This is a genomic window from Shewanella livingstonensis, from assembly GCF_003855395.1.
In the GTDB taxonomy this organism is placed as follows: domain Bacteria; phylum Pseudomonadota; class Gammaproteobacteria; order Enterobacterales; family Shewanellaceae; genus Shewanella; species Shewanella livingstonensis.
In genome coordinates this window covers 4249892-4276177 of record NZ_CP034015.1, presented here as the reverse complement: position 1 = coordinate 4276177, position 26286 = coordinate 4249892, and the positions used below count along the sequence as shown (strand labels likewise).

Sequence of the window (26286 nt, the reverse complement as noted above, 5' to 3'; positions counted from 1 at the left end):
CATGACTCCAGATCAACAATTTGCCCGTCTCGTTAAAATAGCGATTGCGATGTTTGTATTAGTATTCGGTTACTTTATGTTTGCCGATGCTGTCATGCCAATGACGCCACAAGCGATGGCAACACGAATGGTCATTAAAGTCACGCCACAAGTGAGTGGTAAAATTGCGACTATTGACGTTGAAAATAATCAACTAGTGGCTAAAGGTGATGTGTTATTTAGTATCGATTCAGCCCCTTATGAGTTAGCCGTTGAACAAGCCCTATTAGCGTTAGAGCAAGCAAAACAAGATAATGCAGAACTGGATGCCTCGATATTAGCAGCTAAAGCTGACGTGCAAGCAAATCAAAGTAGTGCCCAGCAAAAAAGTAGCGAAGCAAAGCGTATTGATGCCCTGTATTCTACTCGGGGTGTGTCACAACAATTAGCCGATCAAGCTCAAAGTGATGCGGCAACAGCCAAGGCCAACTTACTTGCCGCTAAAGCTCGCTTAACTAAGCTAACCGTCAGCCGTGGGCTTAACGGCGCAGACAATTTAAAAGTTCGCCAAGCTCAAAACCGTTTAGCTCAAGCCGAGCTAAATCTGTCATATACCCACATTCGTGCAGATCAAAATGGGGTAGTAACCAACTTACAGTTAGAAGTTGGTAGCTTCGCCACTGTTGGCCAGCCGTTATTGGCCTTAGTGTCAGAAAATGTCGATATAATTGCTGACTTTAGAGAGAAAAGTTTACAAGGTATTGAGCCACAATCAACCGCACTCGTTTCGTTTGATGGTCAGCCTGGGCGTTTGTACCACGCTAAAGTGAGCTCTGTAGATGCAGGTGTGAGTGCAGGGCAGTTTGATGCCAATGGTCGTTTGGCTGATCCACAAGAATCAGCTCGTTGGGTACGCGACGCACAGCGCTTACGTTTACACCTTGAACTTGACCAACAAGCCATTAGTCTATTGCCTGCGGGGGCTCGTGCAACGGTGCAATTAGTGCCTAATAGTTGTTTGCTTGGCTTTCTTGCCAAGGTGCAAATTAAGGTCATTAGTATGCTGCACTATATATATTAATAACTTATTAAATTTAATGATCATTTCCCTAATCCACCATAATGGCTACCTATCCTTGTTGATGTTAATGAGCTGGCTCAATAATCACATCAACAAGGATAGGTTCTTTATTTTTATTGTGGAATATTTTCTCCTACGTGCAGGTATGTTAAATGTTGTTACGTCATAGTCCTCTGACTACAAACGATTTGCGTCAATGTTTGCGCATTGCAACAGGCGCCACACTTGGGTTTGCTATTTGTAAAATTTTCGATTTAAGTTATGGAGTGTTTTTTACCGTAACGCCAATGTTGTTGTTAGGCTTAGTGCCTGTTATGAATGGCCATGCCATGCGTCAATTATTAGCGTCATCGGTAATGGCCGGAATTGAGGTCGGTATTCTCGGAGGTTTATTTGGTTCCCATCCAGGGATGATATTACCCATCGTTTTTGGGCTTTTTTTGTATCGATTTGCCGCAATGTCTCGTGGTAGTTTATTCTTGTTCGGTGCAAATGGGGTGATCAGTTTAAGCATTATGCTGCACTTTGCCAGTTATCCGAGTGTGGACATTAATAATCTTATTTTTAACAATTTTTGGGCGACAGCTGCATCAGTCATCATTGCTTATGCCATGACAGCGCTTTGGCCAGATGTTGAACCTCGTCCACCAATGGCTGTAGTCGTTAAAGCGCCTAACCGTTTGCGCCATGAGGCTTTGCTTGGCGCATCCATTGCCACGGCATCATTTGTAGCCTTCCAGGTATTTAATTTACGTGATTCGATGTCAGCCCAAGCTACTACGTTATTATTATTATTCCCAATGCATTGGAATGGTGCACTTGGTTATGCACGAAAGCGCGCTATTGGTACCTTGTTTGGGGTAACGTTTGGTTTACTTGGCCAAGGGTTACTTTATGACTGGTCTGGGTTATTGATTTTTGTGATACCGCTATTATGGATAGGCTTAATGTTATTTAGCCAGGTGCATGTGAGAGAGGCGAGTGGTTCAGGGGTAGGGTTTGGAGCCATGACGACTCTAGGGATATTATTTGGCCAATATTTAACCCCAAACAATGACTTAGTGTTTAGTGCTTTATACCGTGTCAGTAGTATTTTAGTGGCCATAGTGGCGACATTATTATTATGTTATTTGGTACATCGTTTACTGAACCAATTTGAAGCCACTCGGTTTGGTGTTTAATTTTTTAGGTTATGTATTAATTACCACTGAACATTATGACGGTGCTTAAATGTTAATTTACGGTTAAATTTAACCGCATTCTGTTTGTTTATTACCCATTTATACTATAGACAATAGTTACTGAAGCACTAATAGTATAAAAACATTCACTAAATGGAATTAGCATGATGCACCATAAAATAATTATTTTTAGCTTATTACTTAGTTTTGTTATTTTTGCCCCTATTAAAAGTGAAGCTAGTCAGCTCGCTGAGTGTAAAACCTCTGATTGTGTTGAGTATTTTAAAGCCTACCGTATTTTAACCAAACGAGGTCATTCTTCAGCGATGGCAATGCTAGGCGAGTTTTACTATGCGGGTTATGGCACCGACAAAGATTTAGACATGGCATTAAAGTGGTACCGACGAGCTGGCAAGTATGGCGTTATGGATGCTAAGTACAAGGCTGGAGTGCTGTATTTACAGGATACTCATTTGAAAGATATTGATGAGGGTATTGATTACTTAGAATACGCTTCAAATAGAGGCCACTCTCAATCGTCGTATTTATTAGGAAAAATGTATTTAAGTGGTGGCATGGTAAAGCAAGACATCGAGCTTGCTGATAAATATCTTGCTCAAGCTTATAAAGATAAAAATCTAATTGCTATGGATTATGGGCAGCAACTCTATTTGCATGAATCAACTAAAGACTTACCGCTTACCCAGTTGTACGCTTTAATTTCAAGAGATGTTGTCGTATTAACTCCTGGTAATATTGCTTCAACGGAACAATCTGTAGCAGTGAATTTTCCTAAAGATGAAATGGAAACTCTCGATGTTAAAATGGATACCTTTGAGGGTATGTTTGGTTCTCATATAGGACAGCTCAATAACATGATCCCCGATACATCAAAAGGCACAGGATCAAACATTGCTGGACAAACTTGTGCCCAAATGTGGGGATGCAGTACTGAAGGTGATAGCTTACGTATTCGTGATGTGCTGTTATCTGATTGGGGTCTTGAGACACTACAATTTAGACTTGAGTAAGTCACTATATAGATCTTATCTCTCACCGGAATGAACTCTTTTAAGGTTAAATTTTTTGAAGAAAAAGTGATTCAAGGTACACCGCCTGAGTCACTTTTTTATTGCCAGCCTACTTTCCAAAGCTGTGAGTTTTTCAGATCGCGCCAGTCTATGGCAAATTCTTGCGCATTTATTTCTGCTCTAATTATGCATTCAATCACATTTTGCTGCTCGTCATATTCTGCTTTAATAACACTAAAATGTTTCAGCTTGTGAACTACGTTAACCTTAGTCCATTTACTATTGAGTAATTTTTTGGGATGAATCGGACTCATATTAGTCTCCATATTAACACTCTTGCTGTTGTTAGTATGATTACTCATACCATTACTATGGTTAGTCTTTCAATGCGTATTAGTATTAATCGCTTAATGCCTGACTAACTAATAATTGCTGTAATTGACTTAAATCTTCGATAACCATATCGGCTAAATGTTGATATTTACTGTTAATCCCATGGTTAATAAAACAAGCAATCATACCAGCATTGTTTGCTGCTTGAATGTCATATAAGTAATCACCAACATAAATAATCTGCTGTGGCGAAATCCCCCATTGTGTTGCTATCGCTAATAATGCATCTGGAGCCGGTTTAGCAGGATAATCTTCTCGGGTTATCACATGAGCAATAGCAATATTATTTTGCTTAACTTTCATTGCACTAGCGGCCAGGCTATTGCGAGTGACTATCGCCATGGGTAGTTTTACCGCGGCAATGGTATTAATCAGTTCAGCCATACCTTTGATGGGTTTAGCATTCACAGCGTCTTGGTATTCGTGGTCTAGAATAATTTGGTTGGCGCTTGCTTGAGCGAGTTTGCAGCTTAACTCGTCGACGTATTTAAGTAGGTCTATGTCATCAGGACAACCAATTTGCTGACGTATCAGTTCAAAGTCTAAACTTGACTCAACTAAGGTGCCGTCTAAGTCAAAAATAATGCCTTTTATTTGCATTGGTAAATTCAATTCACACCCTTATTGTTTGAATATTTATCGGCTAAATTGCATTGAATGCAACTCAATTGAAAATAGGCCTTGTTGTTTTTGTGCCACTAAAAATCCAACACGGTTAATATCATCAAAATGTAATGCTGGCGCATTTGTCACCGTTCGTCCCCTGAAGCTAACCGTAAAATCTGCTGGGGTAAAAGTATGTTGGGTCATGGTATCTGCGTGAGTGGTAAAGTTAGCCACATAGGCTTCACCGTAAGATAAATTAGGTGTTTTTAAACGAATTTGATAGGTTTTTCCGTCCCCTTTTACGGCTAGGCTGAGTACTGATGCTGCTATAAGTGGATGTTTATAGCTCGACTCTGTCGATGCAAATCCGCCATTGTTTTCTAAGGACACTGTGCCTGTAAATAGCAACACTTGCTGGTTTATTTCAATATTGCTTTGTGAAACTCCGCCCATTACAGTGTCATTGTTGATGTCCCATGTTGCAAAGTGACTCGGATCAGTAAAGTTAAATAACATATTGTCCTCACTGGCACTCCATGCAGGGTGGCCAACTAATAATATAATACCGGCTATAGCACGAATGCCTATTGGTGTTTTTTGGCTGATGTGCCTGTCCTGTTTATTGAGCAATACCATCATATACTCCTATTAATTATAGTTCGATAAGCGCATGCGCTATTGCTAAAAAAGCCTTAAAAAAAATGGCTTATCAGGGTGAGGGATAAGCCAAAAAAGGTCTTTCGGAGGAAATTTACCGACTACATCGGGTCTAGCAACATGGGGTTTTAGTTAATCAGCGACTAATTAACGCTGCAACTGTTATCTATTACGGAGGCAAGTAAATTTAGGTTCAATTATTTTTAGGTTATTTTGTCTATGTTGCATTAAACCTATTCAAGTTTAGTTATATTCGACAAACAAGAATGTTGCCAGTACCCTTAATACCAGTTTTATAGAGAGCAAAATATTGTGGAAGTACACGATGTATTATCAGTTCAGTCACCTGCGCTTACCTTTAGTGTGGTAAGCATTAATTTATTTAATTTTATTGAACCGCCTTACGCCTACTACGACTTTGAAAACATCTATAGTGATAAGCAATGGCAAAAAAAGTGTGCTTGGTTAAGTGACTTTATTGACCAAACTCAAGCCGATATTATTGCTTTTCAGGAAGTCTTTAGTCCCGATGCCTTAGCTAGGTTGACAGAGTCTTTGGGTTATAAATATTTTGCGGTATTAGATTTACCTGAGGTCGTCAGTGACTATGTGTATCGTAGCCCTGTGGTGGCTATTGCATCAAAGTATCCTATTATTGATTCGGTTAATGTGGTTCCAGATAAACAATGGGTGAACCAGTTAGGGTTAGCCGAGTCATTTAGTTTTAGTCGTAAACCTCTTAGAGCTACTATACAGTTACCCATTTTTGGCCCTTGTGATTGTTATGTGATTCATCTTAAGTCTAAACGCAGTGGCGTGAGTCGTGACGATATCAGTGAGAGCGGTTTACAGGGAGGTCCTGACTTTGTCGCAAGACAAGTGCTAGGGCGCTGGGCTTCAAGTTTACAACGCGGCAGTGAATCAGCCTTGTTGTGCCATCAAATGTTGATGAGGCGCCAACAAACTCAGCAACCTTTTATGCTAATGGGAGATTTTAATGACACCATGGGCAGTGAGCTCTTAGCTGCGTTTAATAATCAACTACGAGTGTTTCGTAGTGATATTGAAGATCCTGGGTTAGCTAAGTTAGGTGAAACCTCATTGATGGCAGAATTACACCAAAGCAGTTTATTTGACAGCTACGAGTTGTTTATTGCCGCAACCAAACGTAATGCGACCTTGGCCCAAGATGAGTTTGAATCGAGCGCATTAGCTGATGAGCAGCCCCATCCAGTTAGACAACCAACGCATTATTATGGCAACAGTGGCTCGGTGCTCGATTATATATTGGTGTCGAGTGAGTTTAATCCTACCCAGCAGCAAAACCTGGCCCATATTATTGACTATCAAACATTTGATCGCCATCTGGTTCGGCCTGACTATGAACGCGATAGTGACAGTACCGATCATGCTCCAGTGATGATGAGTTTCAGTGTGCGTAGTTAGTCGTATTTAATCGGGTTATTGGGGCGCAAGCGCAAGTGATGTGCCCGGCAAATAGCTGTTTGAATATCGTTTATACCCCAGACTGACATTATTCCTGCATTAAGCGATAAAAAAGGCGCTGATACTTATCAGCGCCTTTTTTGTGTCATTGTCTCGTGCAGCAATAGATTAACCCTTAATGGGATAATCTATTGGTCATCGTTACTGTAAGCTTTGTTTTATTTTTACGCAGCGCTGCTCTTCTTGACGGGTTTCAAGGAGTGCTCGGCGTGCTAATTTAGATAAGCCTGTTTGCGTATCTAAGGCATTGCTAATCGCATTAATGTTGGCTGAGCTGCACTCTGTCGGAATAAGTGCTGCAGCAAAACTGCGCATAAATACCGGTCCTTTATCGTCCATTAACGGTAAGTTGGCAAGGCGTTGCTCCGCGGTTGCTGCACTTAATAGCTTTTGCTCTGCAGGGTAGAGATTAAACATCGCAATACGCACTTTTGAGAACGCCATGCTGTCATTATGTTCAATGGTATTTAACCACTGGCGTTTAAGCGATGACTGCGGACGAATTACTTCAGCTGCAATCGCTGCTTTCTCACCTGAGTCAGATTGATCAAGATGCTTTTCTTGAGCAAGTAATGCCCTAGCGTCACCATAATCATAACGATTTAACTGGCGGATCATCGCCCAACGTAAGTCTTGATCTATGCTTAGGCCTTTAATATGGTTTTTACTTTGCAGTAAAGATTGAATGTGCTTTAACGCATCACCATGGCTAGATAGACTAATATAAGCATCGAACCAACGGCGTTGGAAGTCACGATTACGATAGCTTTCCATGCTCATGCGCAAGCTCATTTGACTCAGTGCTTTGGATATTTTACTGGTATAACTTGCATGCATTGGCGCCATAAGATCAAGGTAGTTTTTAGCTTGCTGAAGATTACCAAGTACTTGACCTAATATGGTGTAGTCTTTTTCCAGAGGTGCGTTAATTAATGCAATATTTAAGAACTGTTCCAGTGATGTATTACCATCAATGACGCTGTCCCACATACTTTGCCACAACATAGAACGCAATAACGGATCGCTCACTTGGCCTAGAGACTGTTTGGCTGTGTTAAACGAAGTTGAGTCTAGCTCTACTTTAACAAATCCCCAATCATCGTAGTTTGGATAAACTAAATCTGGGCAAACCTCACCAATTAATTGTGCCACTTCGGTATAAGCACCTTGGTATGTAACAGCAATCGATTGTTGCTTTTCCAATCCATAACGTTGCTTGTTAAATAAGCCGATTTGTACCCGTTGTTCACGTAATGTTTGATGTTGGCTGTCATCGGCTGTTTGAACTAGGGCAAATGAGTCTATTTGATTACCTTGGCAAGTATATTGCGCCTTAATAGTATTTACACCCGCGGCATACAACCATTCTTTGGTCCACAGCGATAAATCACGGCCACTGGCTTTAGCTAGACTGTTGATAAAATCATTGAGTTCAGCATTTTGATAACTGTACTGTTGTAAATATTGGCTCACACCACGGCGGAAGGTTTCTTCCCCGAGTAGATGACGCAACTGCTTAATGGTTGATGCACCTTTTTGATAGGTAATGGCGTCGATATTATCAAAGGCATTTTGGCTGGTGGCCACCGGTACTTCAATTGGGTGAGTCGTGACTAGGCTGTCTTGATGGTACGCAGCTTGTTTGCCTGAAGCATAAAATGTACGCCATGCATGGCTAAACTCAGTCGCTTCGCTGGTAGCAAGCGTACCCATAAATGAAGCAAAGCTTTCATTTAACCATAAGCCATTCCACCACTTCATGGTGACTAAGTCGCCAAACCATTGATGCGCCATTTCGTGCATGATAACGCCCGCTAAACGTTCTTTTTGCTCGGCAGTCATTTGGGCATTAAATAAGAATCGGTCTTCAGAAAAGGTAATTGCGCCGGCATTTTCCATTGCACCGTAAAGAAAGTCAGGCACTAATACTTGGTCATACTTTTTAAATGGATAGGCAATACCAAAGTAGCGATCAAAAAAGTCTAAACCTTGTTTGGTATAGGTAAACCAATCTTGCGGTGTGACTTGGTTAGCAACAGACTGACGCGAAAATAAACGCATCGGGTAACGGCCTGAGTTATCTTCCCAAACATGGTATGGACCTGCGTGCATAGAGAAGTTATATGGGCTTAATTTGGGCGTAGCAGGGAAGGTCCATAAGTTAGTATCGCCTTGGTCAACCACATTGGTTTCACGCATGGCACTGATCACTTGCCAGTCTTTAGGTGCATGGACATTAATTTGATAACTGGCTTTAAGGTCGGGTTGATCAAATACAGCAAACATTTGCTGGGCGGCAGCAGGTTCAAAATGCGAGTACAGATACACTTTACTGTCTACAGGGTCAACAAAACGATGCAAGCCCTCGCCATTCGTGCTGTGTTCGCGGGTAAACTCCACTTCAACGGTGTTGTTGCCACTCACCAATAGACTTTGGTTGAGCACGATATAAGCGCCATTATAATTTGGATATACCTTGGTGCCGTTAATGGTAAATTGCTTGATATTGGCTTTATTAAGATCGAGCGTCAGTGTTTTAGGGACGCTGCTTAAGTCAAAGTGGACAACGGATGTTGCACTGAATTGGCTGTGCTCACTTAAAAAGAAGGTTAGCTCATATTGTGCGTTTGATACCACACTGGATCTAGCTTGTGCTTGCACTTGACTAATGTAGGCTGAGCCATCTCGTTGTAAGGATGCGGTTGAAAGCGAGCTACTGCAGCTAATAACGCTAGTACAACATAATGCGATGAGACTGGTTTTGATAACCCGAGGACTAAATAATTTAGTGGATAACAATTTCACGTTAGTGTTCCTAACTTCTTATTAGATTTATGAAAAAGCCGACAACAATGTCGGCTTTAGTGCTATTAGTAGAGATTTATAAGCCTAAAAATGACTTTGATTTCATCTTACGGATTTCTTTTTCATCTGACCATTCAATTAAGCCAGTTTCAAGATCCATTAACCGCATGGTCATTTTATAGTACACGTCTTTAGTACTGCCATCTTGTTTAACGATGCTAGACAAGTTGCCGTAAAGCATATATTGCGCACCAATTTGACGACCAAATTTAATGGCTGTTGATGGATCTACCATGCCGGCATTATTTTGATAATCAAGTTGCTTACGAACAGTATCAACCTTCGTCATATCAATAAAGCGGAACTTACCAGAGCGCAATAACTTGTTGCTAATGGTGTCGGTCACTGATTCTGTATCAATATGCTCAGAGGTTTTATTTTTGATTTTATCAACAAATACAATTGGGCGATTGCTTTGTGTCATAACCACAACCGGTGGAAACGCCATCATGCTATCGACCATTTTAGCGGCAATAACTTGTAGATCGGTTGAGCCAAAGTTTTCGTTTACTGTTTCGACTTCAGTGGCGTCGCCATACTCTACTTTAGATTGACAGGCGCTCAGCCCCATCACTGCTGCGAGTACAAATATCAGTTTCAAATTTTTCATAGTAAATTCCATTGGTGATGAGTGACAGTTGATAAGTTATTATCGTCTATCAGATGATTATCGAATAAAAACGGGTACGATTTCCAGTCTCTATTGCCCAAATTAATGTTGTACGGTTTGGTTTTACGTCAATTTTTACATTTTGACTGTTGTTTAAGTGGATATTATAGCTGCCACCATCGACAAATTGTCGCGCAATTTGCGCTTGCCTTGGCAATGTTAACCAGCTTCTGCGGTCGGCTTGCTCGGTGACAACATTAAATATTTGCATCACAATTGCTACTGCATCAACTTGATTATTGGCGCGTTGACTGCTGCTTTGTACGCTGCGGTTCATTTGATACTTAGCATAAACTCTCGCAGCTTGGCGAAACAAGGCCGCAGGCAAATCTTCTTTTAATGCATTAATGGCTAACGCATCAATATTGGCAATGGTTTGGGCTGTTAATGGTGCCGCTAATCCTTGAATTTGGTCGCTATTGGTTAATTGGCGTTGTGCTTGGTAAGTCGCTAATGATGCTGATTGTATATTACCGTTGATGGGGAAGGGTACCGTAATACTTTGTTTTTCAGGTACAAAACCACGTTCAATAATAAAAACGACTTGGCCCTGCTCCGATGTAGGTAATACGGCCTCTCCCCAACGGCGTTTAAATTCGTCGTATTGAGGCATGCCCAGTTGTTTGGCTAAGCGGACTAAGTCTTGTTGTAAAAAAATGTTATCAGGGGTGATTTGTGCTGCTTTTCGATAATCAATAAAGGCATCATTAGGTTCATTAGCCAGTTCGTGTAATAACCCAGTAGTGTAATAACTGTAAGCATTTAGAAATGAGCTAGTGACACTTCCAGCATCTTTACCTAACTGTTCCACTTGGGCGTTAATTGTGCCATTGGCCATATCTTGCACAGACTTCTGCGATTGTTGATAACGCGCTTGTTCAAGGCTTTGCAGTTCATTACTGCGACGGACCTCTACTAATGCACCTTGAGTATCGCCACTGAATAAATAATTTAGCGCCTGGTATTGATGTAACATAATACGCTCATAACCCGGACCTCGATAAGGAATAGCATTATCGTTTAGTAACAGGCTGCTTGCGCCAGCGCTTAATTTACTGGCACTTACAGTGGCTTTATCATCAAACACTTGGTAAGCGTCAATAGCCTGTTGATAGTAGGTTTTACTGCGAGTAAAATCGCCCGCGACTTGCATAATACGGCCCGATTCTTGGGCATAAAGTAAGCCATCATTACCGCTGATATTATCCGCTAACTCGGTAATGTTTGCCGCGGGAGTTTCGTTATTGAGCTGCTGTTTGAACGGAGCAATTTGCGAAGGATAATTGACAAATACACTATTGAAGGCACAACCCGACAGCCCAAGACAGAAGATCAATCCAGTGCAAAGTATTCTTAACATTGACTCACCTGTACCTGTACCTGCGGTGTGGTGAGGTTAATCCGTTCAAGCAAGGTTATGCCTTGCAAGTGATCATATTCATGTTGAAAAATGCGCGCAACAAATCCGGTTAATGTTTGCTGATGTAATTGGCCGTCTAGAGACTGATATTGCACCTCAATTTCACTGTGTCGCGCAATAGATAGCCGCTGACCTGGAACAGATAAACAGCCTTCTATGCCCGCTTCTGTTGCAATAGATACCGATAAAATTTGAGGGTTAATTACTACAGTAGGGGCCATTGAGGGGGCATCGGGATAACGTTCGTTAGGATTGGAGGCCATAATAAACATTGCCGCTCTATTAAACACCTGCGTGGCAGCAATACCGACGCCGTTTGCGCCTAACATAGTGTTAAGCATGTTATTGGCTAGAGTGTGTAATGCCTGATCAAATGCCGTCACGGGCTCAGCAATTTGAGTCAATATCTTTTCGCCTGTGGTGGCAATACTGAGTAATGGCTTTAGCTGCATAGGTGACGGCTGTCCTTGTTATTGGTGTTTGTTGACGACTAATATTTATCTAAGTAATGATTTAACATCATTACTTACTTAATCGTTATTACTTGTTAATAATACCACTCAAACTGACTTATAATTTACTTGGTTTCGATTAAGAGTCTAGATTATATTTGCTGAGTCTAAGGTTATTATGATAGTAATCGATTAGCCTGAGTTAGGTTATTTCACTGCAAGTAATTAGTAATGTGGTGGTGGGGTCTCTTCTGCTGAAGACGCCATGTTACTGGGTTCAATAGAATGCAGTTTATTAACCATTAATAGCATTTGCTGTTGTTGTCTGGCAACTAATGCATTGAGTTTTATCACTTCTTGGTTTAACTCTTCAATGGAGATATCTTGAAATGATAGTTTCATTTCAAGATCATCAATCTTTTGCAAAACGCTTTCCATGTAGACCTCTTATTAATTCATTACTGTTGCCAATACTCAATCAGACCTTGGCTGCTGATACTGACGATTGAGCCTGGTGCTGTCATTGCAGCTGAGTATACTACAGCGCCTTTGTTTTGGGTGTTTTTACTCAGCTGAACTTGCCAACGAGAAAGTCGTTTACCTGAGTTTATTTGCCATAAAAAAATTTCTCTTGATGGCGTTCCTGTGAGTAATTGTTGATCATTATTAACAAAGCGAGCGCTAGAAAAGTTCATTTGACGTCGATTAATATCCAGATGACTGATGGGAGCGCCAGTATCCGATTGCCACAGGGTGGCATTACCCGTTATATCACTAGCAAAGGTAAGTGTCGCGGTATCATTAATCAGTACTTTAGTGATTCGAGATGTTAACTGCCATTGTTGCAATGGTTGACCCGTTTGGGCTTGCCAAAGAATCACCTTACCATCATTACCGCCACTCAATGCGCTGTTACCATCTGCGCTAATCGATACACTATTGACCTTTTCTTGATGACCCAAAAACTGAATTAAGTGCGATTTTTCTGGTGATAATGACATTACGGAGCCATCAACTAGGCCAACCAATGTTTGGCCTGTATTGGCTATGGCGACACTTTGGGCATAAGAGGGCAAAGACCACCACCCCACAGACGAGCCATCGGTTAATCGCCATATTGCCAGTGAATTACTGCTAATTGTTGCCGCATAAAGGCTATTAGCCGATATGGCGGTATCAATGACGTTACTGGTATTTTGCTGCTGACCTTGGAGCCATTGATAAGACAAGGTTGAGTTGGTGAGATCCCATACTTGTACACCGTTATGAGCCGTGCTTACTAAAGCAATGCTGGCATCATTTGATAAGCTTGCACTGTAACTGGCATCGGTAGTGATAACCTGTATTTTAGTTGCGGTCGGTTGGCATGCGGATAATAGGCTTGCTAAGACGAGTGTTGGCCAAAAAAACAGCATTGGAACGCGTATCATGAACTTGCTCCTTGAATTATTGTCCTAAACCTTGTCATATAAGGTTTACCCAATGGTATAACCGTTTTAACTAGTATAAAGTGGCAAACGAACATGACCACTTAAACATCTCATTTATTGAATGTATTTAAGGTTATTGTAACCACTAAAGGATGCTGAGGAAGCTTTAATGAAATCTATTTACAAATTATCGTTAGTTGCATTAGCCGTTGTTGGCCTTACTGCGTGTAATCAGGCACAAGACGTTGCTCAAAAGAAAGTTGAATTAACAACTGACGTTCAAAAAGAAGCATATAGTGTTGGTGGTTCAATTGGTAAATACATGTCGGGCCACATTAAAGAGCAAGAAGAATTAGGTTTTGCTGTTGACCGCACCATGGTAATTAAAGGCTTTAGTGATGGCTTAGGTGAGGAAATGCAGTTAACTGAAGAAGAAATGCAGACTGTATTACAAAACTTAGACAAAAAACTAAACGACAAACGTTTAGAGCAAGCTGAAACATTAGCGGCTAAATCAATTGCTGAAGGCAAGAAATTCTTAGAAGACAACAAAGCCAAAGAAGGCGTAACGACTACTGAGTCTGGTTTACAGTACGAAGTATTAGAAGCTGGAAGCGGTGATAAACCTGCAGCGGAAGATACTGTTGAAGTGCATTATCGTGGTACGTTAATTGACGGTACTGAGTTTGATAGCTCTTATGCTCGTGGTGAAACGGCTAAGTTTCCACTAAACCGTGTTATCCCTGGTTGGACTGAAGGCGTACAGTTAATGCCTGTAGGCGCTAAGTATAAGTTTGTTATCCCATCAGAACTTGCTTATGGCGAACGTGATACTGGCACTATTCCTGCTAACTCAACACTTGTTTTTGAAGTTGAATTGATTTCAGTAGAAAAAACCCCTGCAGCAGTAGAAACTAAGTAATATCATCTGTGGTTCAGTCGCCAAGCGATTGAAGTACTGATATCAAAAGGACGCTTCGGCGTCCTTTTTGTTTACTGCGCAGTAGACTCAGCTTGTTAATTTTTTGCTCTCATAACGGCGTAAATGATTCACTTTCATGGGCTAATATGAATCACGCTAGGCAGTGTTAGAGCTTCATGATACCGAGCTTAACGTGATAACAATCTTATTGCCGTTACGTTACACATTATCTTTAACTCACGAGCATAATCTTCAGCGATGAATGTAACGTTATGTATATTCAAGACGGATTATAACCATTTCAAACGGTAGAATAAGTACATCTGCAAGCCAATCAACGCGAATAACCCGCCACAGAATGCGGCAAAAGCCCAGTTTGATTCTGCACCAGGGATGCCGCCAATATTGACACCTAATAAGCCGGTTAAAAAACCTAATGGTAGAAATACTGCCGAAATTAACGATAGAAAATATAACCTTTGATTCACTTGCTCAGACTGTTGAGATTGCAGTTCTTCTTGGGTAACACTGGCGCGATCTCGAATTGCATCTAGATCTTCAATGACCCGAATAAGGGTTTCATGAATTTCACGTAAGCGGATTTTATCATTATCGTCAAACAGTTCGCTGGCTTCTTGTAGCATACGAGCAAAGGCTTCCCGCTGTGGTGCAAGGTAGCGGCGCAGCACAACAGTTTGCCTGCGCAGTTCAGCAATATCAGTGCGCAAGGTTTTGTTTACTTGGGTCACAACGCGTTCTTCTAGCTCATCTAGCTCTTCTTCAAGCTTGCCAATAAACTCTACTTTTCGTTGTGTTAGGCGCTCACAAATGGCCATGATAAACGCTGCGCTATCAATTGGGCCTTTGCCTTGAACTATCGCATCAGCAACATCAATCACTGATTGCAATTGGCGCTCGCAGGTGGAAATTATTTTATATTCTTCAGCATAGATCCGCACTGCGACCATGTCTTCTGGATCTGAATTGGGGTTTAAATTAACCCCACGTAACGCCAGTAAGATGCCTTTGTCTGAGCTTAATACTCGTGGGCGAGTATCTGTGGCCAGTAGGGTATCCATTTCAACTCTATCTAAACCAGAATTAAGGATCCATTTGCGCGCTTTAGGTTCACGGTAACGCAGATGTAGCCATAGCAGGCCATCAGCAGGTTGCCATTGTGCTATTTGATCGGCGGTAAGTGACTGGCCAGCATTAGGTCCTGTCAGCAACAAACTGTATATAAAACCATTATTCATTATTAGAGATTCCATGTGATCACTATCGCAATAATTTACGCTATTTTTTAATCATGCCCAAGTTTACACACCTTAATAGAATAAAATTCATTATTTATCGAGCATTTAACAACCAAGTACACTATTTGATTAGCTAACGAGCAGCAGAGTAGCTGATCATCAGTTAAAATAGAAAAAATGCTAATAAAAGAGTTCTAGTATGGAATATCAATTTCGTCGTAATCGCCTAGAAGGCACTGTCTTTGCTGAATTTAGTATGGGTCATGAAGTCTTAGGCAGATGGTTTGCAGAGCAACTAGGTAATGATAATCGCAAAGCTGAGTATATCCTCAGTCAAATCGCTTCCATTAAGAAAGGCACGCTTAACCATTGGCGAGATATTGGCGGTGACTTAACCATTGATATTGATACTGAACAAGTGAGGGTGTTTGCCAGTGTGATTGATTTTGAGGAAGAGCACATATTAGAAGATTCAATGAGTCTGTACGATGCCGAGTCTGAGTCTTATTGTGGCCTTGAAGATTTTGAGTCAGTACTGCAAAGTTGGATAGCGTTTATTAACGATAAATAGCCCTATTTATCACGCCATTATTCATCGCTCCAAGATTTAACGTATGGTGAAGTAAAATAACAAAAAAACCACGGTAAGGTGGCTTTTTTAATGTTAAATAGGTTCTTGAAAATGCCTAATTGTTAAGGTAGCGTACTGCCATTTCTGTGCGTGATTTTGCATGAGCTTTACGCAGTAAATTCTTAACGTGAACTTTGACCGTACCTTCGCTGATGTGTAAATCCTCAGATATCATTCTATTACTTTTGCCTTCGGCCAGTTCTTGTAATATTTGTAATTCACGAGGAGTTAAATTACCTATCCAGCTATTATCATCGACCGTGTTTTTCAACTCATAAAGATAAGCTTCTACTTCATCACTAATCACTCTATGACCCAACATGGCCTTTTTGAGTTGCTCTAGCAGTAGATCAGGCTCAGTGTCTTTGAGTAAATAACCATCAGCACCAGCGCGAAGTAATCGAGTTACATCTTGTTTAGCATCAGAAACGGTTAAAATAACAATTCTTGCCGTGACGCCCTCTTGGCGCATAGCATTAAGCGTATCAAGGCCAGACATGCCTTTCATATTCAAATCGAGCAAAATAATATCGGGTTCATTTTCAGCTACGGCGGTAAGAGCTTCTAGCCCTGTGCCCGTTTCACCAAAAAGCGTAAAGTCGCTATCGGAGGTGATTAATTGGCAAATACCACGGCGTAATAATGGATGATCATCGACAACAAGTACAGAATACGGCTTACCCATTTAAAGGCTCCTGTTGAGGTGGAAAACTCAGCGTGACAGTAGTACCGCCAAGCTGATTACTATTGAACGAAACAATACCATTCAGTTTGTTAGCGCGTTCATGCATGATACCAATACCAAAATGTTGGTCTCGTTCTGCTAAATGTGTCACGCCAATGCCATCATCACAAATTGAAATAGTGATTTTGGCATTATCAGTTAACTGACAATCTACCACTATATGGGCAGGCTTTGCGTGTTTTATTGCATTTAATGTCGCTTCGCGAATTAATTGTAAGATATGAATATGTTGTTTAGCTTCCAGTAAATGTGCAGATAGTTTGTAATTTAATTGGATATCGATACTGGTTTGATGACGTAGTTGGTCCAGCATTACTTCAATAGCTTGGCTTAGATTAGGCTCTTTAATGGTTAACCTAAAAGTTGATAATAGTTCGCGTAATTGCACATAAGCGGTACTCACACCCTCATTTATCTCCATCAATTGACCTTCTACTGCAGGGCTACGACAAGTTTTATCAAGACTTTTACGTAATAGACTAACCTGGATCTTTAGAAAGGATAGTAATTGTCCAATTGAATCATGTAGTTCTCTGGCGATAACAGCCCGCTCTTCAAGTAACGCTAATTGTTGACGTTGTTCAGATGCATTATGGATCGTAATCGAGCGGGTCAACATCATGGCGAAGTTTTCAAACAGTAATTGGTTTAATGGGCGGTTAGAAATAACATCTAAATAACCCATTTGGATCTTTTCTATCAATAATGGAAACTGTACCGATTTAGTCGATAGTTCGTCTGGCCAACCGCCTTCTGCTTTAATAACATCTTTAGAGCCGTCTTCATGTTCAATTACTAAGCGCAAAAAGGTTAAGTCTTCATAATACTTCAGTTGATTAATAGCAGACTGTAACGCTTTATAATCCAGTTTATCGGCATGTAACGTAATTAAGTTGTCATATAAAAATTTTAACTCGTTATTTGCTCGTGTTAACGCCAAGGTTTTTTCGTTTACCTGGCTTTCTAAATCATCGTATAAACTGGCTAATTCGGCCGCTGTTTTTTGTAATGCATTACCCAAAGCGGTTAGTTCAATATAACCCGTTTTAGGCATTTCAACTTTGAAGTTTCCTTTGGAGATTGTAGCTGCACTATCCATCAATAATTGTAATGGTTTAACAACTCGTTTACGTGTGAATACTACGGAAAAGAAGGCGATAACAAGTAAAATAGACAAGCCGATAATTTGTCCAATAACCAATAATTTTAGTTTAAAGGCGGCGAATAACTCCATCTTTAATACCAAGGTATCAATGGTGTCAACAAAGTCGGTTAATGAGGCTGAATAAAGGCGGGTATTGTCTTCATCTATGTAGACTTTCATGACTTGCCACTTATCTATAACCAATAAATATTGGTCTTTTAGTTCTTTTGGGCTATACCACGCAAGGGTGCGGCTAAGTGCCTTAGAATTAAGCGTTTTTTCAAACTCTAAAATTTTCTCATCGGTATTGTTACTGCCTGCATTGGTATACAACAACAGTCGATAACTTTGCATACGCAGTGAACCTGAGGCATTTATGCCTTTGGCATCGCCTAAGCTGAAGGTTAAATTAACAATAGAAAATACCGCTAAGCTTGATGACAACAAAATTAAAATCAGCATTAAACTTAAAATGGTCGAGGTAAGGCTGCCACGAGTAAACATAATATCCTGTTGTTGATAACGATTAGTGATGAAAAATAAGCCAAAAGTACTGTTTTATACCGTGTTCAATAGTGTGTTCTACATTAGGTGTGGCTTGATAACATTAACAAGTTTACAAAACTGTGAAATACATCCTGTTTACATGTTGATCTGGCGCAAGCTTTCGCATCTATACCTCATAAGAGGTATAGTTAAAGCGGTGTTAAATCGCTAACTTTGACGATGGAGATGTCGTGATTATTAAATTAAATATAATGTAACACGGAGATAAAGGGTGATGAAGATGAATGTAAAATCAATTGCACTCAGTGCCGTTATCGCAGCCGGTTTTATGGCTGCTGGCGCAATGGCGAGTGATAAAACCGAACCTCGAAATGAGGTTTATAAAGATAAATTTTCAAAGCAATATGACAGCTGGCATGCTACTGATGAAAGTAAAGATGTTGTTGATATGTTGGAAAAAGTACCTAGCTTAGTTGTATTGTGGGCTGGTTATGGCTTTGCTAAAGATTACAATGCACCACGTGGTCATATGTATGCAATTACTGACGTAACTAATTCACTACGTACTGGCGCACCAAAAAATGCTGCAGATGGTCCAATGCCGATGGCATGTTGGAGCTGTAAAAGCCCTGATGTACCTCGCGTGATTGAAGAGCAAGGTGAAGATGGTTACTTTAGCGGTAAGTGGGCTAAAGGTGGACCAGAAATCGTTAACGTTCTAGGTTGTGGCGATTGTCATGAAAAAGGCTCATCTAAGTTACGTATATCACGTCCGTACGTTGACCGCGCAATGGATACGTTAAATACACCATTTGATAAAGCTTCTCGTAAAGATAAGCAATCAATGGTGTGTGCTCAATGTCACGTTGAATACTATTTCGAGAAAACAGCAGAACGCCCTGGTTTTGTTAAATTCCCTTGGGATATGGGTACTACAGTTGAGCAAATGGAAGTGTATTATGACAGCATAGAGTTTTCTGATTGGACTCATGCAGTGTCTAAAACACCTATGTTAAAAGCCCAACACCCTGGTTATGAAACTTGGAAAATGGGTGTTCATGGTCAAAATAACGTGAGCTGTGTTGATTGTCATATGCCTAAAGTGACTAACGACAAAGGCCGTAAATTTACTGACCATAAAGTGGGTAACCCATTTGATCGCTTTGAAGAAACCTGTGCAACGTGTCACAGCCAAAGCAAAGAGTTTATGGTTAAGCAAGTTGAAGAAAGCAAGCATAAAGCAGAAGATTTAAAAGCTCGTGTTGAAACTCAACTGGTTAAAGCTCACTTTGAAGCGAAAGCTGCTTGGGATGCTGGTGCCACTGAAGTTGAAATGAAGCCAATCTTAATGGATATTCGTCATTCACAATGGCGTTGGGATTTTGCAACTGCATCACATGGTGCCTCAACTCATGCTCCAGCTGAAGTATTGCGTATTTTAGGTACTGCATTGGATAAAGCAGCTGATGCTCGCGTTAAATTGGCTCAGTTATTAGGTGCTAAAGGTGTTAAGCAGCCAATTGCTTACCCAGACACGTCTACTAAAGCAAAAGCGCAAGCAGCATTAGGCATGGATATGAAAACCATGAATGCTGAAAAAGCTGAGTTTAAGAAAACACTGGTTCCTCAGTGGGAAGAAGAAGCTAAAAAGCGCGAAGCGACTTACAAGTAAGTTGTACTTAGTAGCATAAAAAATCTCCTCAGGTGGAAACCTGAAAAATCTAACAAACAGCCCTCATTTGAGGGCTGTTTTTTTATGTGCATTATGCCGAAATAGTGACGTAACATTTGGCTGATAGGTCACATAAAAGGTAGATGATTTACTGCACCAAAACGATGCACCTCTGTTTCTTATGCACTCGATTGGTGCCTAGATGTTAATAAATAAAAGAGTGGATAAAATAAAGCCTATATATAACAGTGCATTAAAAAAGTGGCCTAATGATTGAATTAACTTGTTCAACAAATAAATAACAACTACATTTTTTCACACTTTTGGAGGTCGAGATGAAACTCGTCAGCGCTATCATCAAGCCATTTAAATTGGATGATGTCCGTGAAGCCATTGCAGGCATGGGCATTGAAGGTATGACTGTTACTGAGGTAAAAGGCTTCGGGCGTCAAAAAGGTCACACTGAGCTTTATCGTGGGGCAGAGTATCAAGTTGATTTTTTACCTAAAGTAAAATTAGAAATTGCCACCAAAGATGAAAACTTGGACATGCTTATTGAAGCGATTACCAATGCTGCCCATACCGGCAAAATTGGTGATGGTAAAATTTTTGTTACTGATTTAGAACAAGCTATCCGTATCCGTACGGGTGAACTTGATAACGAAGCATTATAGGAGGCTGTTATGGAAGAGTTAACTCAATTAGGCCTGACGGTAACTGAATTACGTTTCGCACTCGATACATTTTACTTTCTTATTTCCGGCGCATTTGTGATGTGGATGGCAGCGGGTTTTGCCATGTTAGAAGCTGGCTTAGTTCGCTCAAAAAACACCACTGAAATTTTAACTAAAAATGTGTGTTTATACTCAATTGCATGTGTCATGTTTCTATTAGTTGGCTATAACATTATGTATGTAGACAATATAGAAGGTGGCTTTATTCCTTCTTTTGGCTCACTAATAGGGACACAAGCTGAAGGTGCAGATCATGCACTTGAATCTGACTTTTTCTTCCAAGTGGTGTTTGTTGCTACCGCAATGTCAATTGTCTCTGGTGCTGTTGCTGAACGGATGAAGTTGTGGTCTTTCTTAGCCTTCTCAATCGTAATGACCGCAGTGATTTATCCTGTTGAAGGATACTGGACATGGGGTGGTGGATTTCTGTCTGAAGCTGGTTTTGTTGACTTTGCTGGTAGTGGTATTGTTCACATGGCTGGTGCAGCTGCTGCCATTTCTGGTGTACTGCTTCTTGGGGCGCGTAAAGGTAAGTACGGTGAAAACGGTCAAGTTCACCCTATTCCTGGCTCTAATCTACCAATGGCAACATTAGGTATGTTCATTTTATGGATGGGTTGGTTTGGCTTTAACGGTGGTTCGCAACTGTTGGTTTCAGATGTTGAAAATGCCAGTGCGGTGGCTAAAATCTTTGTAAACACTAACTCTGCCGCTGCTTTTGGTGCCATATCAGCACTTATTGTTTGTAAAGTCGTGTGGGGTAAAGCAGACTTAACCATGATTTTAAACGGTGCGTTAGCAGGATTAGTGGCTATTACCGCTGATCCATTATCACCATCATTGTTAATGGCTGGGGTGATTGGCTTAGTTGCTGGTGCTGTGGTTATCTTCTCTGTGATTGCATTTGACCGGATTAAAATTGATGATCCCGTTGGCGCTATTTCAGTGCATGGTGTTGCTGGTTTTCTTGGGGTAATGCTAGTTCCTCTATCCAATGTCGATGCGAGTTTTGGTAGTCAGTTATATGGCGCAGCAGTTATCTTTACTTGGGTATTTAGCACATCGCTATTGGTATGGTTTGTATTAAAAATGACTATGGGTATCCGTGTAACAGAAGAAGAAGAGTATAACGGAATGGATGCTTCTGACTGTGGTGTAGATGCTTACCCTGAGTTTGTTAGCGTTAAAACCGCTGGTTAGATTGACGAGTTAACTCTATCAACATAAAAAACAGAACCTTAGGGTTCTGTTTTTTTATGTGAGCATATAAGATTATTAAGACTTTTTTGGGGAACATGAGCGAATATGCTAGCGTGAGGTATACGTTATAGAATGATAAAATCTACGATGAGGTCATTATGCAACTAAGATGGTTAAATTTATTGATGGGGGTTTTGTTATTTAATCTGTTATTTAGTGCGATGAGCTATGCTGGAACTGTTGTGGTGCGCCAATCATCAACGCCTTTTGATGCCTTTGCTATTCGTGACCTTGTGTTACAACAACATCAATGGCAAGAATTATTAAGGCAACAACAGCAGATCACTATTTTACAATCCTTGCCTGTTGGCTGCTTGACGGTGGCTTCACCCTTTAACTATTTTAGCTGCGGCCAACAATTTTATCGTCCCTATGAATATCAAAACACGCAACTCTTTATCCAAATAGATCCGCCTATTATTGATAATCTTCCTGAGTAGTTAAATCCTCATATGGCAGTTTATCTAAGTTGTTTTATCGGATTATTTTGGCTGAATATGCTGTTATTGACTATGCTTTTAGGTAGCGTATTCCTATCTAAGGGTTGAATTATGTTGACTCATTACCCCAAAAAAACCGAGGTTGATACACTTAACTCTGATGGCCACTTATTGCCAAAATGGACCAAGCTACTGCTTGTTGTTTTCTTGTTCACCATGAGCGCCTGCCAATCTATTCAATCCCAACATAAGCCTATTGAAATGGCTAATCTATTCCATGATGACAAGTTTATAACTGTCGAGACCTTGGGTTTTGATGATATTTATCGTTTACCTGAGACGTTTGTTGCACAATTTAGAAGGCAGTTTCAAGCTGAGAACACTATCCGTGGTCAAAACCTTATGGCTAATGAATGGCTCGCTCAATATATTGGCACCCAAAATGGAGGTTTTGAATACCGTGATAATGTTACCCGCACCGCCAATGAAACAGTGCTCAGTCGTCAAGGTAATTGTATGTCCCTGGTGGTGTTGTCGGCGGCGCTAGCTGATGCGTTAAATGTGCCCGTGGAGTTTAATGACATCGATGTTGAGCCTGTTTGGGATAGACGAGGTGGTTTTTATTTCGTTAATGGACACGTTAATTTACGTTTATTGCCTCCGACAGCTAGCAACACGGTATTATTTAGAGCGGCAGATGTGCTGGTGGACTTTTTACCTGAACGATCAGTTCGGGCTTATCATCGAAAAAGAGTTAATAAGCGTCAGCTCACAGCCATGTTTTATAACAATATTGCCGCTGAGGCGTTGATTAAAGCCGATTATGATACGGCATATGCACTGGTTAAAAAAAGTATACAGCTAGACCCTCATTATGTGGCTGCAATAAATACACTTGCGGTTATTTACCGACATCAAGGTTATGAGACCGAGGCTGAATATGCATATCGTGTAGCGCTGCAAGTGGACTCCCAAGATTTAAGCTCACTGTATAATTTAGCGTTAATCTTAGGTGAACAAGGACGTCTTGATGAATGGGCTGAAGTACATAAGGTGCTTGAGTTAGCCAGAATTAATAATCCATTTTATTATTTTGATATGGCTCAACAAGCCTATTTTGATAAGCAATACCAAGACGCTTTAGTGTGGTATAAGCGAGCGGTAAAAAAAGCAGACTACCGTCATGAGTTTTATTTTGGTTTATCTAGGGCATATTGGGCAACCGGTGAGACTGGGCTTGCAGAGAAAAACCTTAAGCGTGCGATGGCCTTAAGTGATGGTAACAATAAGCAACGCTACCAAATAAAACTGCAAGCGTTGAAACAGAATTAGTACCTTTAAGGCATTTGATGCTGTGGTTGATAATTGTTTTGTTCAGCTAGATCCAGTATCTCTTGGTAGCGATATGACTGTTTGAGTGTAGTAATAGCACTATCTACTCGGTTAGCTATTATTTGATCATGACAAGCAATTTTTCGTTGTGCAGGGTCAAACAGTACCACTTCTGTTACTGGGATACTGGTATCGAGTTTTGATTTGAGTAAATGACGATAATATTCAAATATCCGTCTTTCTAAAACAATGACTTCAACATATCCATTAAATAACATCACCACTTGGCTTTTTTGATTGGTTATTTCACTGTAGTTAGGATTAGCATTGGCGATGTCTTTAAACTCATCACCTAAGTATTGTTTTGAGTTTTGAAATCCTAAAATAGACAATGCGCTAAGATCGTTAAATTGTTCAATTTGAAGGTTGTTTCTTGATAAGTAAAACACGCTATTTTGATATTCAAGTAAGCTTTGCGTATAAAACAGTCCTTCCACATTATCAGGGGCATTGATCATGCAGTCTATTTTATTGGTTTTAACTAGACGCTGTGCACGTAAATTAGGCGCATGAACAATTTCTTTTATGTCTATATTTTCACTGTTCAGAGCAGCCTTCAAAAGGTCATACTGCATGCCAGCATTTTCATCGGTAAAGAAATAAGGTGCAATACTGTTACTGGTAGAGAAACTAATACTATCAATGACTGGAATCAATTTTTCATGGTAAGTTTGCGAGTGAAATTCGACTAATTCGTGTACATCATCGATTGGAACAACGGATGTGGCAATGGCGGGATAGCAAAGAGTTAACAATAAGCTTAATAAAAAAATTGACCAATATTTCAATGTGTTATCCTCCTCTGGATAGCTTGCCAAGTATTTAGTTGCTCATCTTCCTTGTGTTGAATTAACGATGTAAATCACTAAAGTAAAGCATATTAATATGATGAGGGTGTCTTTTTGATAAGACAGTTTTTTAAGTGATACTAGGTGCTAAAAATTCAATGTATAAGTGTATTCCATACTTGATTTACGCAGCTATTACGTGATGCTCTGCTGCTATTGCTTCCTAATTACGTATTTCCAATCACTTACGTATAGTCTCTATTATCGGCACTGATGCATAATACTTGATTGATTTGTCAATAAATACTGGTTAAATTGAAGATTCATGTTCATTTTTTCGATGGTTTCTTATCATTTTTTAATGAATCTTATCAGCTGATTTATCTTTTATTGAATCAGATAAATAGAACGTTTTGCCGGAGTTGTAACCACTATGCATTATCAAAATGACGATATTCGTATCGATGAAATAAAAGAATTGTTGCCTCCAATTGCAATTCTAGAGCGATTTCCGGCAACAGAGCATGCATCAAAAACCGTTTTCAATGCGCGTAACAGCATTCATAACATTTTAGCGCGTAAAGATGATCGCATCTTAGTGGTGATTGGCCCTTGCTCAATTCATGACCCCATTGCCGCTTTAGAGTATGGCAAACGGTTAGTTAAGTTACGTGAGCAGTATAAAGAGCAGCTAGAAATTGTCATGCGAGTATATTTTGAAAAACCGAGAACAACAGTAGGCTGGAAAGGGTTAATTAATGATCCCTATATGGATAATAGCTTTCAATTAAATGATGGCTTACGCACAGCTCGTAAGTTACTAGTCGATTTGAATGATGCTGGTATCCCAACTGCGGGTGAGTTTTTAGACATGATAACGCCTCAATATGTTGCCGATATGATGTGTTGGGGCGCTATTGGGGCTCGCACTACCGAATCGCAAGTACACCGGGAGCTATCATCAGGTTTATCATGTCCGGTAGGCTTTAAAAATGGCACTGACGGTACTATAAAAGTGGCTATTGATGCTATTGGCGCAGCTAATGCCCCGCATCACTTTTTGTCGGTTACTAAGTTTGGTCATTCGGCGATAGTATCAACTAAAGGTAATCCAGATTGCCACATTATTTTACGTGGTGGTCGGGCGCCTAACTATAGTGCTGAACATGTAGGTGATATTGCTAAGCAACTGACTAAATCAGGATTGATTGATAATATCATGATTGATTTTAGCCATGCTAATAGCAGCAAGGACTATAAAAAGCAGATGATGGTTGCTGAGGATGTTGCGGGTCAAATAGCTCAAGGTAACCATGCTATTTTTGGCGTGATGGTCGAAAGCCATTTAATTGAAGGGCGCCAAGATTTAATTGAAGGTAATGCTTTGTGCTATGGACAAAGCATTACCGATGCTTGTATTGGATGGGATGACACAGAGTTACTTTTAGCCACTTTAAATAAAAGTGTCCTTGGCCGTCGCCAAGGATAAAGTGAGTTTAGGCTAGCTTAAAAAATAAGGCGCAA

General features: G+C 40.4%; 25 protein-coding genes. 12 read left to right on the top strand and 13 right to left on the bottom strand.

Annotated features, from left to right (window positions below):
* Position 1 precedes the first annotated feature (1 nt).
* From EGC82_RS18575 to EGC82_RS18565, 3 genes are all read left to right on the top strand, one after another.
* Positions 2 to 1060 carry an HlyD family secretion protein gene (locus EGC82_RS18575; protein WP_124732064.1) on the top strand — a complete coding sequence of 353 codons (1059 nt, stop codon included), beginning with the start codon at positions 2 to 4 and terminating at the stop codon, positions 1058 to 1060.
* Positions 1061 to 1212: 152 nt separating this feature from the next.
* Complete coding sequence (locus tag EGC82_RS18570) at positions 1213 to 2241, top strand: DUF2955 domain-containing protein (protein WP_124732063.1); 1029 nt, start codon at positions 1213 to 1215, stop codon at positions 2239 to 2241.
* Positions 2242 to 2405: 164 nt separating this feature from the next.
* A complete protein-coding gene (locus EGC82_RS18565) occupies positions 2406 to 3272 on the top strand; it encodes a tetratricopeptide repeat protein (RefSeq protein WP_124732062.1) in 867 nt (288 codons plus the stop codon).
* A 98-nt stretch (positions 3273 to 3370) separates the two neighbouring features.
* Here the strand turns inward: EGC82_RS18565 and EGC82_RS18560 are convergent, their stop codons facing one another.
* The 3 genes from EGC82_RS18560 to EGC82_RS18550 form a co-directional block, all read right to left on the bottom strand.
* Positions 3371 to 3586: a TIGR02450 family Trp-rich protein gene (locus EGC82_RS18560; RefSeq protein ID WP_124732061.1), complete on the bottom strand. Its 216-nt coding sequence runs from the start codon at positions 3584 to 3586 to the stop codon at positions 3371 to 3373.
* Positions 3587 to 3671: 85 nt separating this feature from the next.
* Positions 3672 to 4277 carry an HAD family hydrolase gene (locus EGC82_RS18555; RefSeq protein ID WP_124732060.1) on the bottom strand — a complete coding sequence of 202 codons (606 nt, stop codon included), beginning with the start codon at positions 4275 to 4277 and terminating at the stop codon, positions 3672 to 3674.
* A gap of 24 nt (positions 4278 to 4301) precedes the next feature.
* Positions 4302 to 4910 carry a CIA30 family protein gene (locus tag EGC82_RS18550; protein ID WP_124732059.1) on the bottom strand — a complete coding sequence of 203 codons (609 nt, stop codon included), beginning with the start codon at positions 4908 to 4910 and terminating at the stop codon, positions 4302 to 4304.
* A 330-nt stretch (positions 4911 to 5240) separates the two neighbouring features.
* Between EGC82_RS18550 and EGC82_RS18545 the strand changes: the two genes are divergently transcribed.
* Entirely contained in the window at positions 5241 to 6374 is a 1134-nt protein-coding gene (locus EGC82_RS18545; protein WP_124732058.1) for an endonuclease/exonuclease/phosphatase family protein, read from the top strand.
* A 201-nt stretch (positions 6375 to 6575) separates the two neighbouring features.
* Here the strand turns inward: EGC82_RS18545 and pepN are convergent, their stop codons facing one another.
* The 6 genes from pepN to EGC82_RS18520 all read right to left on the bottom strand — a co-directional run bounded on the left by pepN (position 6576) and on the right by EGC82_RS18520 (position 13271).
* The gene (gene pepN, locus EGC82_RS18540) at positions 6576 to 9239 is read right to left on the bottom strand and encodes an aminopeptidase N (RefSeq protein WP_124732057.1); all 2664 of its coding nucleotides are present in this window, start codon (positions 9237 to 9239) and stop codon (positions 6576 to 6578) included.
* 76 nt (positions 9240 to 9315) lie between these two features.
* Positions 9316 to 9909, bottom strand: coding sequence for a penicillin-binding protein activator LpoB (gene lpoB, locus EGC82_RS18535; RefSeq protein WP_174839654.1), 594 nt, complete (start codon positions 9907 to 9909; stop codon positions 9316 to 9318).
* Between the two features lie 49 nt (positions 9910 to 9958).
* Entirely contained in the window at positions 9959 to 11329 is a 1371-nt protein-coding gene (locus EGC82_RS18530) for a COG3014 family protein (protein ID WP_208646910.1), read from the bottom strand.
* Positions 11323 to 11841, bottom strand: coding sequence for a peptide deformylase (gene def, locus EGC82_RS21385; protein ID WP_208646909.1), 519 nt, complete (start codon positions 11839 to 11841; stop codon positions 11323 to 11325). The genes EGC82_RS18530 and def overlap by 7 nt, the downstream gene beginning before the upstream one ends.
* A gap of 225 nt (positions 11842 to 12066) precedes the next feature.
* Entirely contained in the window at positions 12067 to 12279 is a 213-nt protein-coding gene (locus EGC82_RS18525; RefSeq protein ID WP_011638679.1) for a SlyX family protein, read from the bottom strand.
* 20 nt (positions 12280 to 12299) lie between these two features.
* A complete protein-coding gene (locus EGC82_RS18520) occupies positions 12300 to 13271 on the bottom strand; it encodes a WD40 repeat domain-containing protein (RefSeq protein WP_124732056.1) in 972 nt (323 codons plus the stop codon).
* Positions 13272 to 13440: 169 nt separating this feature from the next.
* On the opposite strand from EGC82_RS18520, the gene fkpA reads away from it, so the two are divergent.
* Positions 13441 to 14193 (top strand): FKBP-type peptidyl-prolyl cis-trans isomerase, encoded by a 753-nt coding sequence (gene fkpA, locus EGC82_RS18515; RefSeq protein ID WP_124732055.1) that lies wholly within the window; start codon positions 13441 to 13443, stop codon positions 14191 to 14193.
* 290 nt (positions 14194 to 14483) lie between these two features.
* Here the strand turns inward: fkpA and EGC82_RS18510 are convergent, their stop codons facing one another.
* Entirely contained in the window at positions 14484 to 15449 is a 966-nt protein-coding gene (locus EGC82_RS18510) for a zinc transporter ZntB (protein ID WP_164839164.1), read from the bottom strand.
* A gap of 199 nt (positions 15450 to 15648) precedes the next feature.
* Between EGC82_RS18510 and EGC82_RS18505 the strand changes: the two genes are divergently transcribed.
* Entirely contained in the window at positions 15649 to 16020 is a 372-nt protein-coding gene (locus tag EGC82_RS18505) for a YacL family protein (RefSeq protein WP_124732053.1), read from the top strand.
* Positions 16021 to 16135: 115 nt separating this feature from the next.
* Here the strand turns inward: EGC82_RS18505 and EGC82_RS18500 are convergent, their stop codons facing one another.
* Together EGC82_RS18500 and narQ are read right to left on the bottom strand one after the other, a co-directional pair.
* On the bottom strand, positions 16136 to 16765 hold the full coding sequence (locus tag EGC82_RS18500; protein WP_124732052.1) for a response regulator: 630 nt from the start codon (positions 16763 to 16765) through the stop codon (positions 16136 to 16138).
* The gene (gene narQ / locus EGC82_RS18495) at positions 16758 to 18473 is read right to left on the bottom strand and encodes a nitrate/nitrite two-component system sensor histidine kinase NarQ (RefSeq protein ID WP_124732051.1); all 1716 of its coding nucleotides are present in this window, start codon (positions 18471 to 18473) and stop codon (positions 16758 to 16760) included. The genes EGC82_RS18500 and narQ overlap by 8 nt, the downstream gene beginning before the upstream one ends.
* Positions 18474 to 18756: 283 nt before the next feature.
* On the opposite strand from narQ, the gene nrfA reads away from it, so the two are divergent.
* The 5 genes from nrfA to EGC82_RS18470 all read left to right on the top strand — a co-directional run bounded on the left by nrfA (position 18757) and on the right by EGC82_RS18470 (position 23914).
* The gene (nrfA, locus tag EGC82_RS18490) at positions 18757 to 20148 is read left to right on the top strand and encodes an ammonia-forming nitrite reductase cytochrome c552 subunit (protein ID WP_208646908.1); all 1392 of its coding nucleotides are present in this window, start codon (positions 18757 to 18759) and stop codon (positions 20146 to 20148) included.
* A gap of 335 nt (positions 20149 to 20483) precedes the next feature.
* Positions 20484 to 20822 (top strand): P-II family nitrogen regulator, encoded by a 339-nt coding sequence (gene glnK, locus EGC82_RS18485; protein WP_124732049.1) that lies wholly within the window; start codon positions 20484 to 20486, stop codon positions 20820 to 20822.
* Between the two features lie 9 nt (positions 20823 to 20831).
* Positions 20832 to 22082, top strand: a complete 1251-nt coding sequence (locus EGC82_RS18480; RefSeq protein ID WP_124732048.1) for an ammonium transporter — start codon at positions 20832 to 20834, stop codon at positions 22080 to 22082.
* Between the two features lie 158 nt (positions 22083 to 22240).
* Entirely contained in the window at positions 22241 to 22582 is a 342-nt protein-coding gene (locus EGC82_RS18475; protein ID WP_164839163.1) for a hypothetical protein, read from the top strand.
* A 111-nt stretch (positions 22583 to 22693) separates the two neighbouring features.
* Positions 22694 to 23914 carry a tetratricopeptide repeat protein gene (locus EGC82_RS18470; RefSeq protein ID WP_124732047.1) on the top strand — a complete coding sequence of 407 codons (1221 nt, stop codon included), beginning with the start codon at positions 22694 to 22696 and terminating at the stop codon, positions 23912 to 23914.
* A gap of 5 nt (positions 23915 to 23919) precedes the next feature.
* Here EGC82_RS18470 and EGC82_RS18465 read toward each other — a convergent pair whose 3' ends face one another.
* The gene (locus EGC82_RS18465; protein ID WP_124732046.1) at positions 23920 to 24762 is read right to left on the bottom strand and encodes a substrate-binding periplasmic protein; all 843 of its coding nucleotides are present in this window, start codon (positions 24760 to 24762) and stop codon (positions 23920 to 23922) included.
* Positions 24763 to 25195: 433 nt separating this feature from the next.
* On the opposite strand from EGC82_RS18465, the gene aroG reads away from it, so the two are divergent.
* Positions 25196 to 26251, top strand: coding sequence for a 3-deoxy-7-phosphoheptulonate synthase AroG (gene aroG, locus EGC82_RS18460; RefSeq protein WP_124732045.1), 1056 nt, complete (start codon positions 25196 to 25198; stop codon positions 26249 to 26251).
* Positions 26252 to 26286 lie beyond the last annotated feature (35 nt).

What these genes read in the sequence shown, in the direction of transcription:
- EGC82_RS18575 (WP_124732064.1), top strand. Translation starts at nt 2, where the DNA reads ATGACTCCAGATCAACAATTTGCCCGTCTCGTTAAAATAGCGATTGCG.
- EGC82_RS18570 (WP_124732063.1), top strand. Translation starts at nt 1,213, where the DNA reads ATGTTGTTACGTCATAGTCCTCTGACTACAAACGATTTGCGTCAATGT.
- EGC82_RS18565 (WP_124732062.1), top strand. Translation starts at nt 2,406, where the DNA reads ATGATGCACCATAAAATAATTATTTTTAGCTTATTACTTAGTTTTGTT.
- EGC82_RS18560 (WP_124732061.1), bottom strand. Translation starts at nt 3,586, where the DNA reads ATGAGTCCGATTCATCCCAAAAAATTACTCAATAGTAAATGGACTAAG.
- EGC82_RS18550 (WP_124732059.1), bottom strand. Translation starts at nt 4,910, where the DNA reads ATGATGGTATTGCTCAATAAACAGGACAGGCACATCAGCCAAAAAACA.
- lpoB (WP_174839654.1), bottom strand. Translation starts at nt 9,909, where the DNA reads ATGAAAAATTTGAAACTGATATTTGTACTCGCAGCAGTGATGGGGCTG.
- EGC82_RS18530 (WP_208646910.1), bottom strand. Translation starts at nt 11,329, where the DNA reads ATGTTAAGAATACTTTGCACTGGATTGATCTTCTGTCTTGGGCTGTCG.
- def (WP_208646909.1), bottom strand. Translation starts at nt 11,841, where the DNA reads ATGCAGCTAAAGCCATTACTCAGTATTGCCACCACAGGCGAAAAGATA.
- EGC82_RS18525 (WP_011638679.1), bottom strand. Translation starts at nt 12,279, where the DNA reads ATGGAAAGCGTTTTGCAAAAGATTGATGATCTTGAAATGAAACTATCA.
- EGC82_RS18520 (WP_124732056.1), bottom strand. Translation starts at nt 13,271, where the DNA reads ATGATACGCGTTCCAATGCTGTTTTTTTGGCCAACACTCGTCTTAGCA.
- fkpA (WP_124732055.1), top strand. Translation starts at nt 13,441, where the DNA reads ATGAAATCTATTTACAAATTATCGTTAGTTGCATTAGCCGTTGTTGGC.
- EGC82_RS18510 (WP_164839164.1), bottom strand. Translation starts at nt 15,449, where the DNA reads ATGAATAATGGTTTTATATACAGTTTGTTGCTGACAGGACCTAATGCT.
- EGC82_RS18505 (WP_124732053.1), top strand. Translation starts at nt 15,649, where the DNA reads ATGGAATATCAATTTCGTCGTAATCGCCTAGAAGGCACTGTCTTTGCT.
- EGC82_RS18500 (WP_124732052.1), bottom strand. Translation starts at nt 16,765, where the DNA reads ATGGGTAAGCCGTATTCTGTACTTGTTGTCGATGATCATCCATTATTA.
- narQ (WP_124732051.1), bottom strand. Translation starts at nt 18,473, where the DNA reads ATGTTTACTCGTGGCAGCCTTACCTCGACCATTTTAAGTTTAATGCTG.
- nrfA (WP_208646908.1), top strand. Translation starts at nt 18,757, where the DNA reads ATGAATGTAAAATCAATTGCACTCAGTGCCGTTATCGCAGCCGGTTTT.
- glnK (WP_124732049.1), top strand. Translation starts at nt 20,484, where the DNA reads ATGAAACTCGTCAGCGCTATCATCAAGCCATTTAAATTGGATGATGTC.
- EGC82_RS18480 (WP_124732048.1), top strand. Translation starts at nt 20,832, where the DNA reads ATGGAAGAGTTAACTCAATTAGGCCTGACGGTAACTGAATTACGTTTC.
- EGC82_RS18475 (WP_164839163.1), top strand. Translation starts at nt 22,241, where the DNA reads ATGCAACTAAGATGGTTAAATTTATTGATGGGGGTTTTGTTATTTAAT.
- EGC82_RS18470 (WP_124732047.1), top strand. Translation starts at nt 22,694, where the DNA reads ATGTTGACTCATTACCCCAAAAAAACCGAGGTTGATACACTTAACTCT.
- aroG (WP_124732045.1), top strand. Translation starts at nt 25,196, where the DNA reads ATGCATTATCAAAATGACGATATTCGTATCGATGAAATAAAAGAATTG.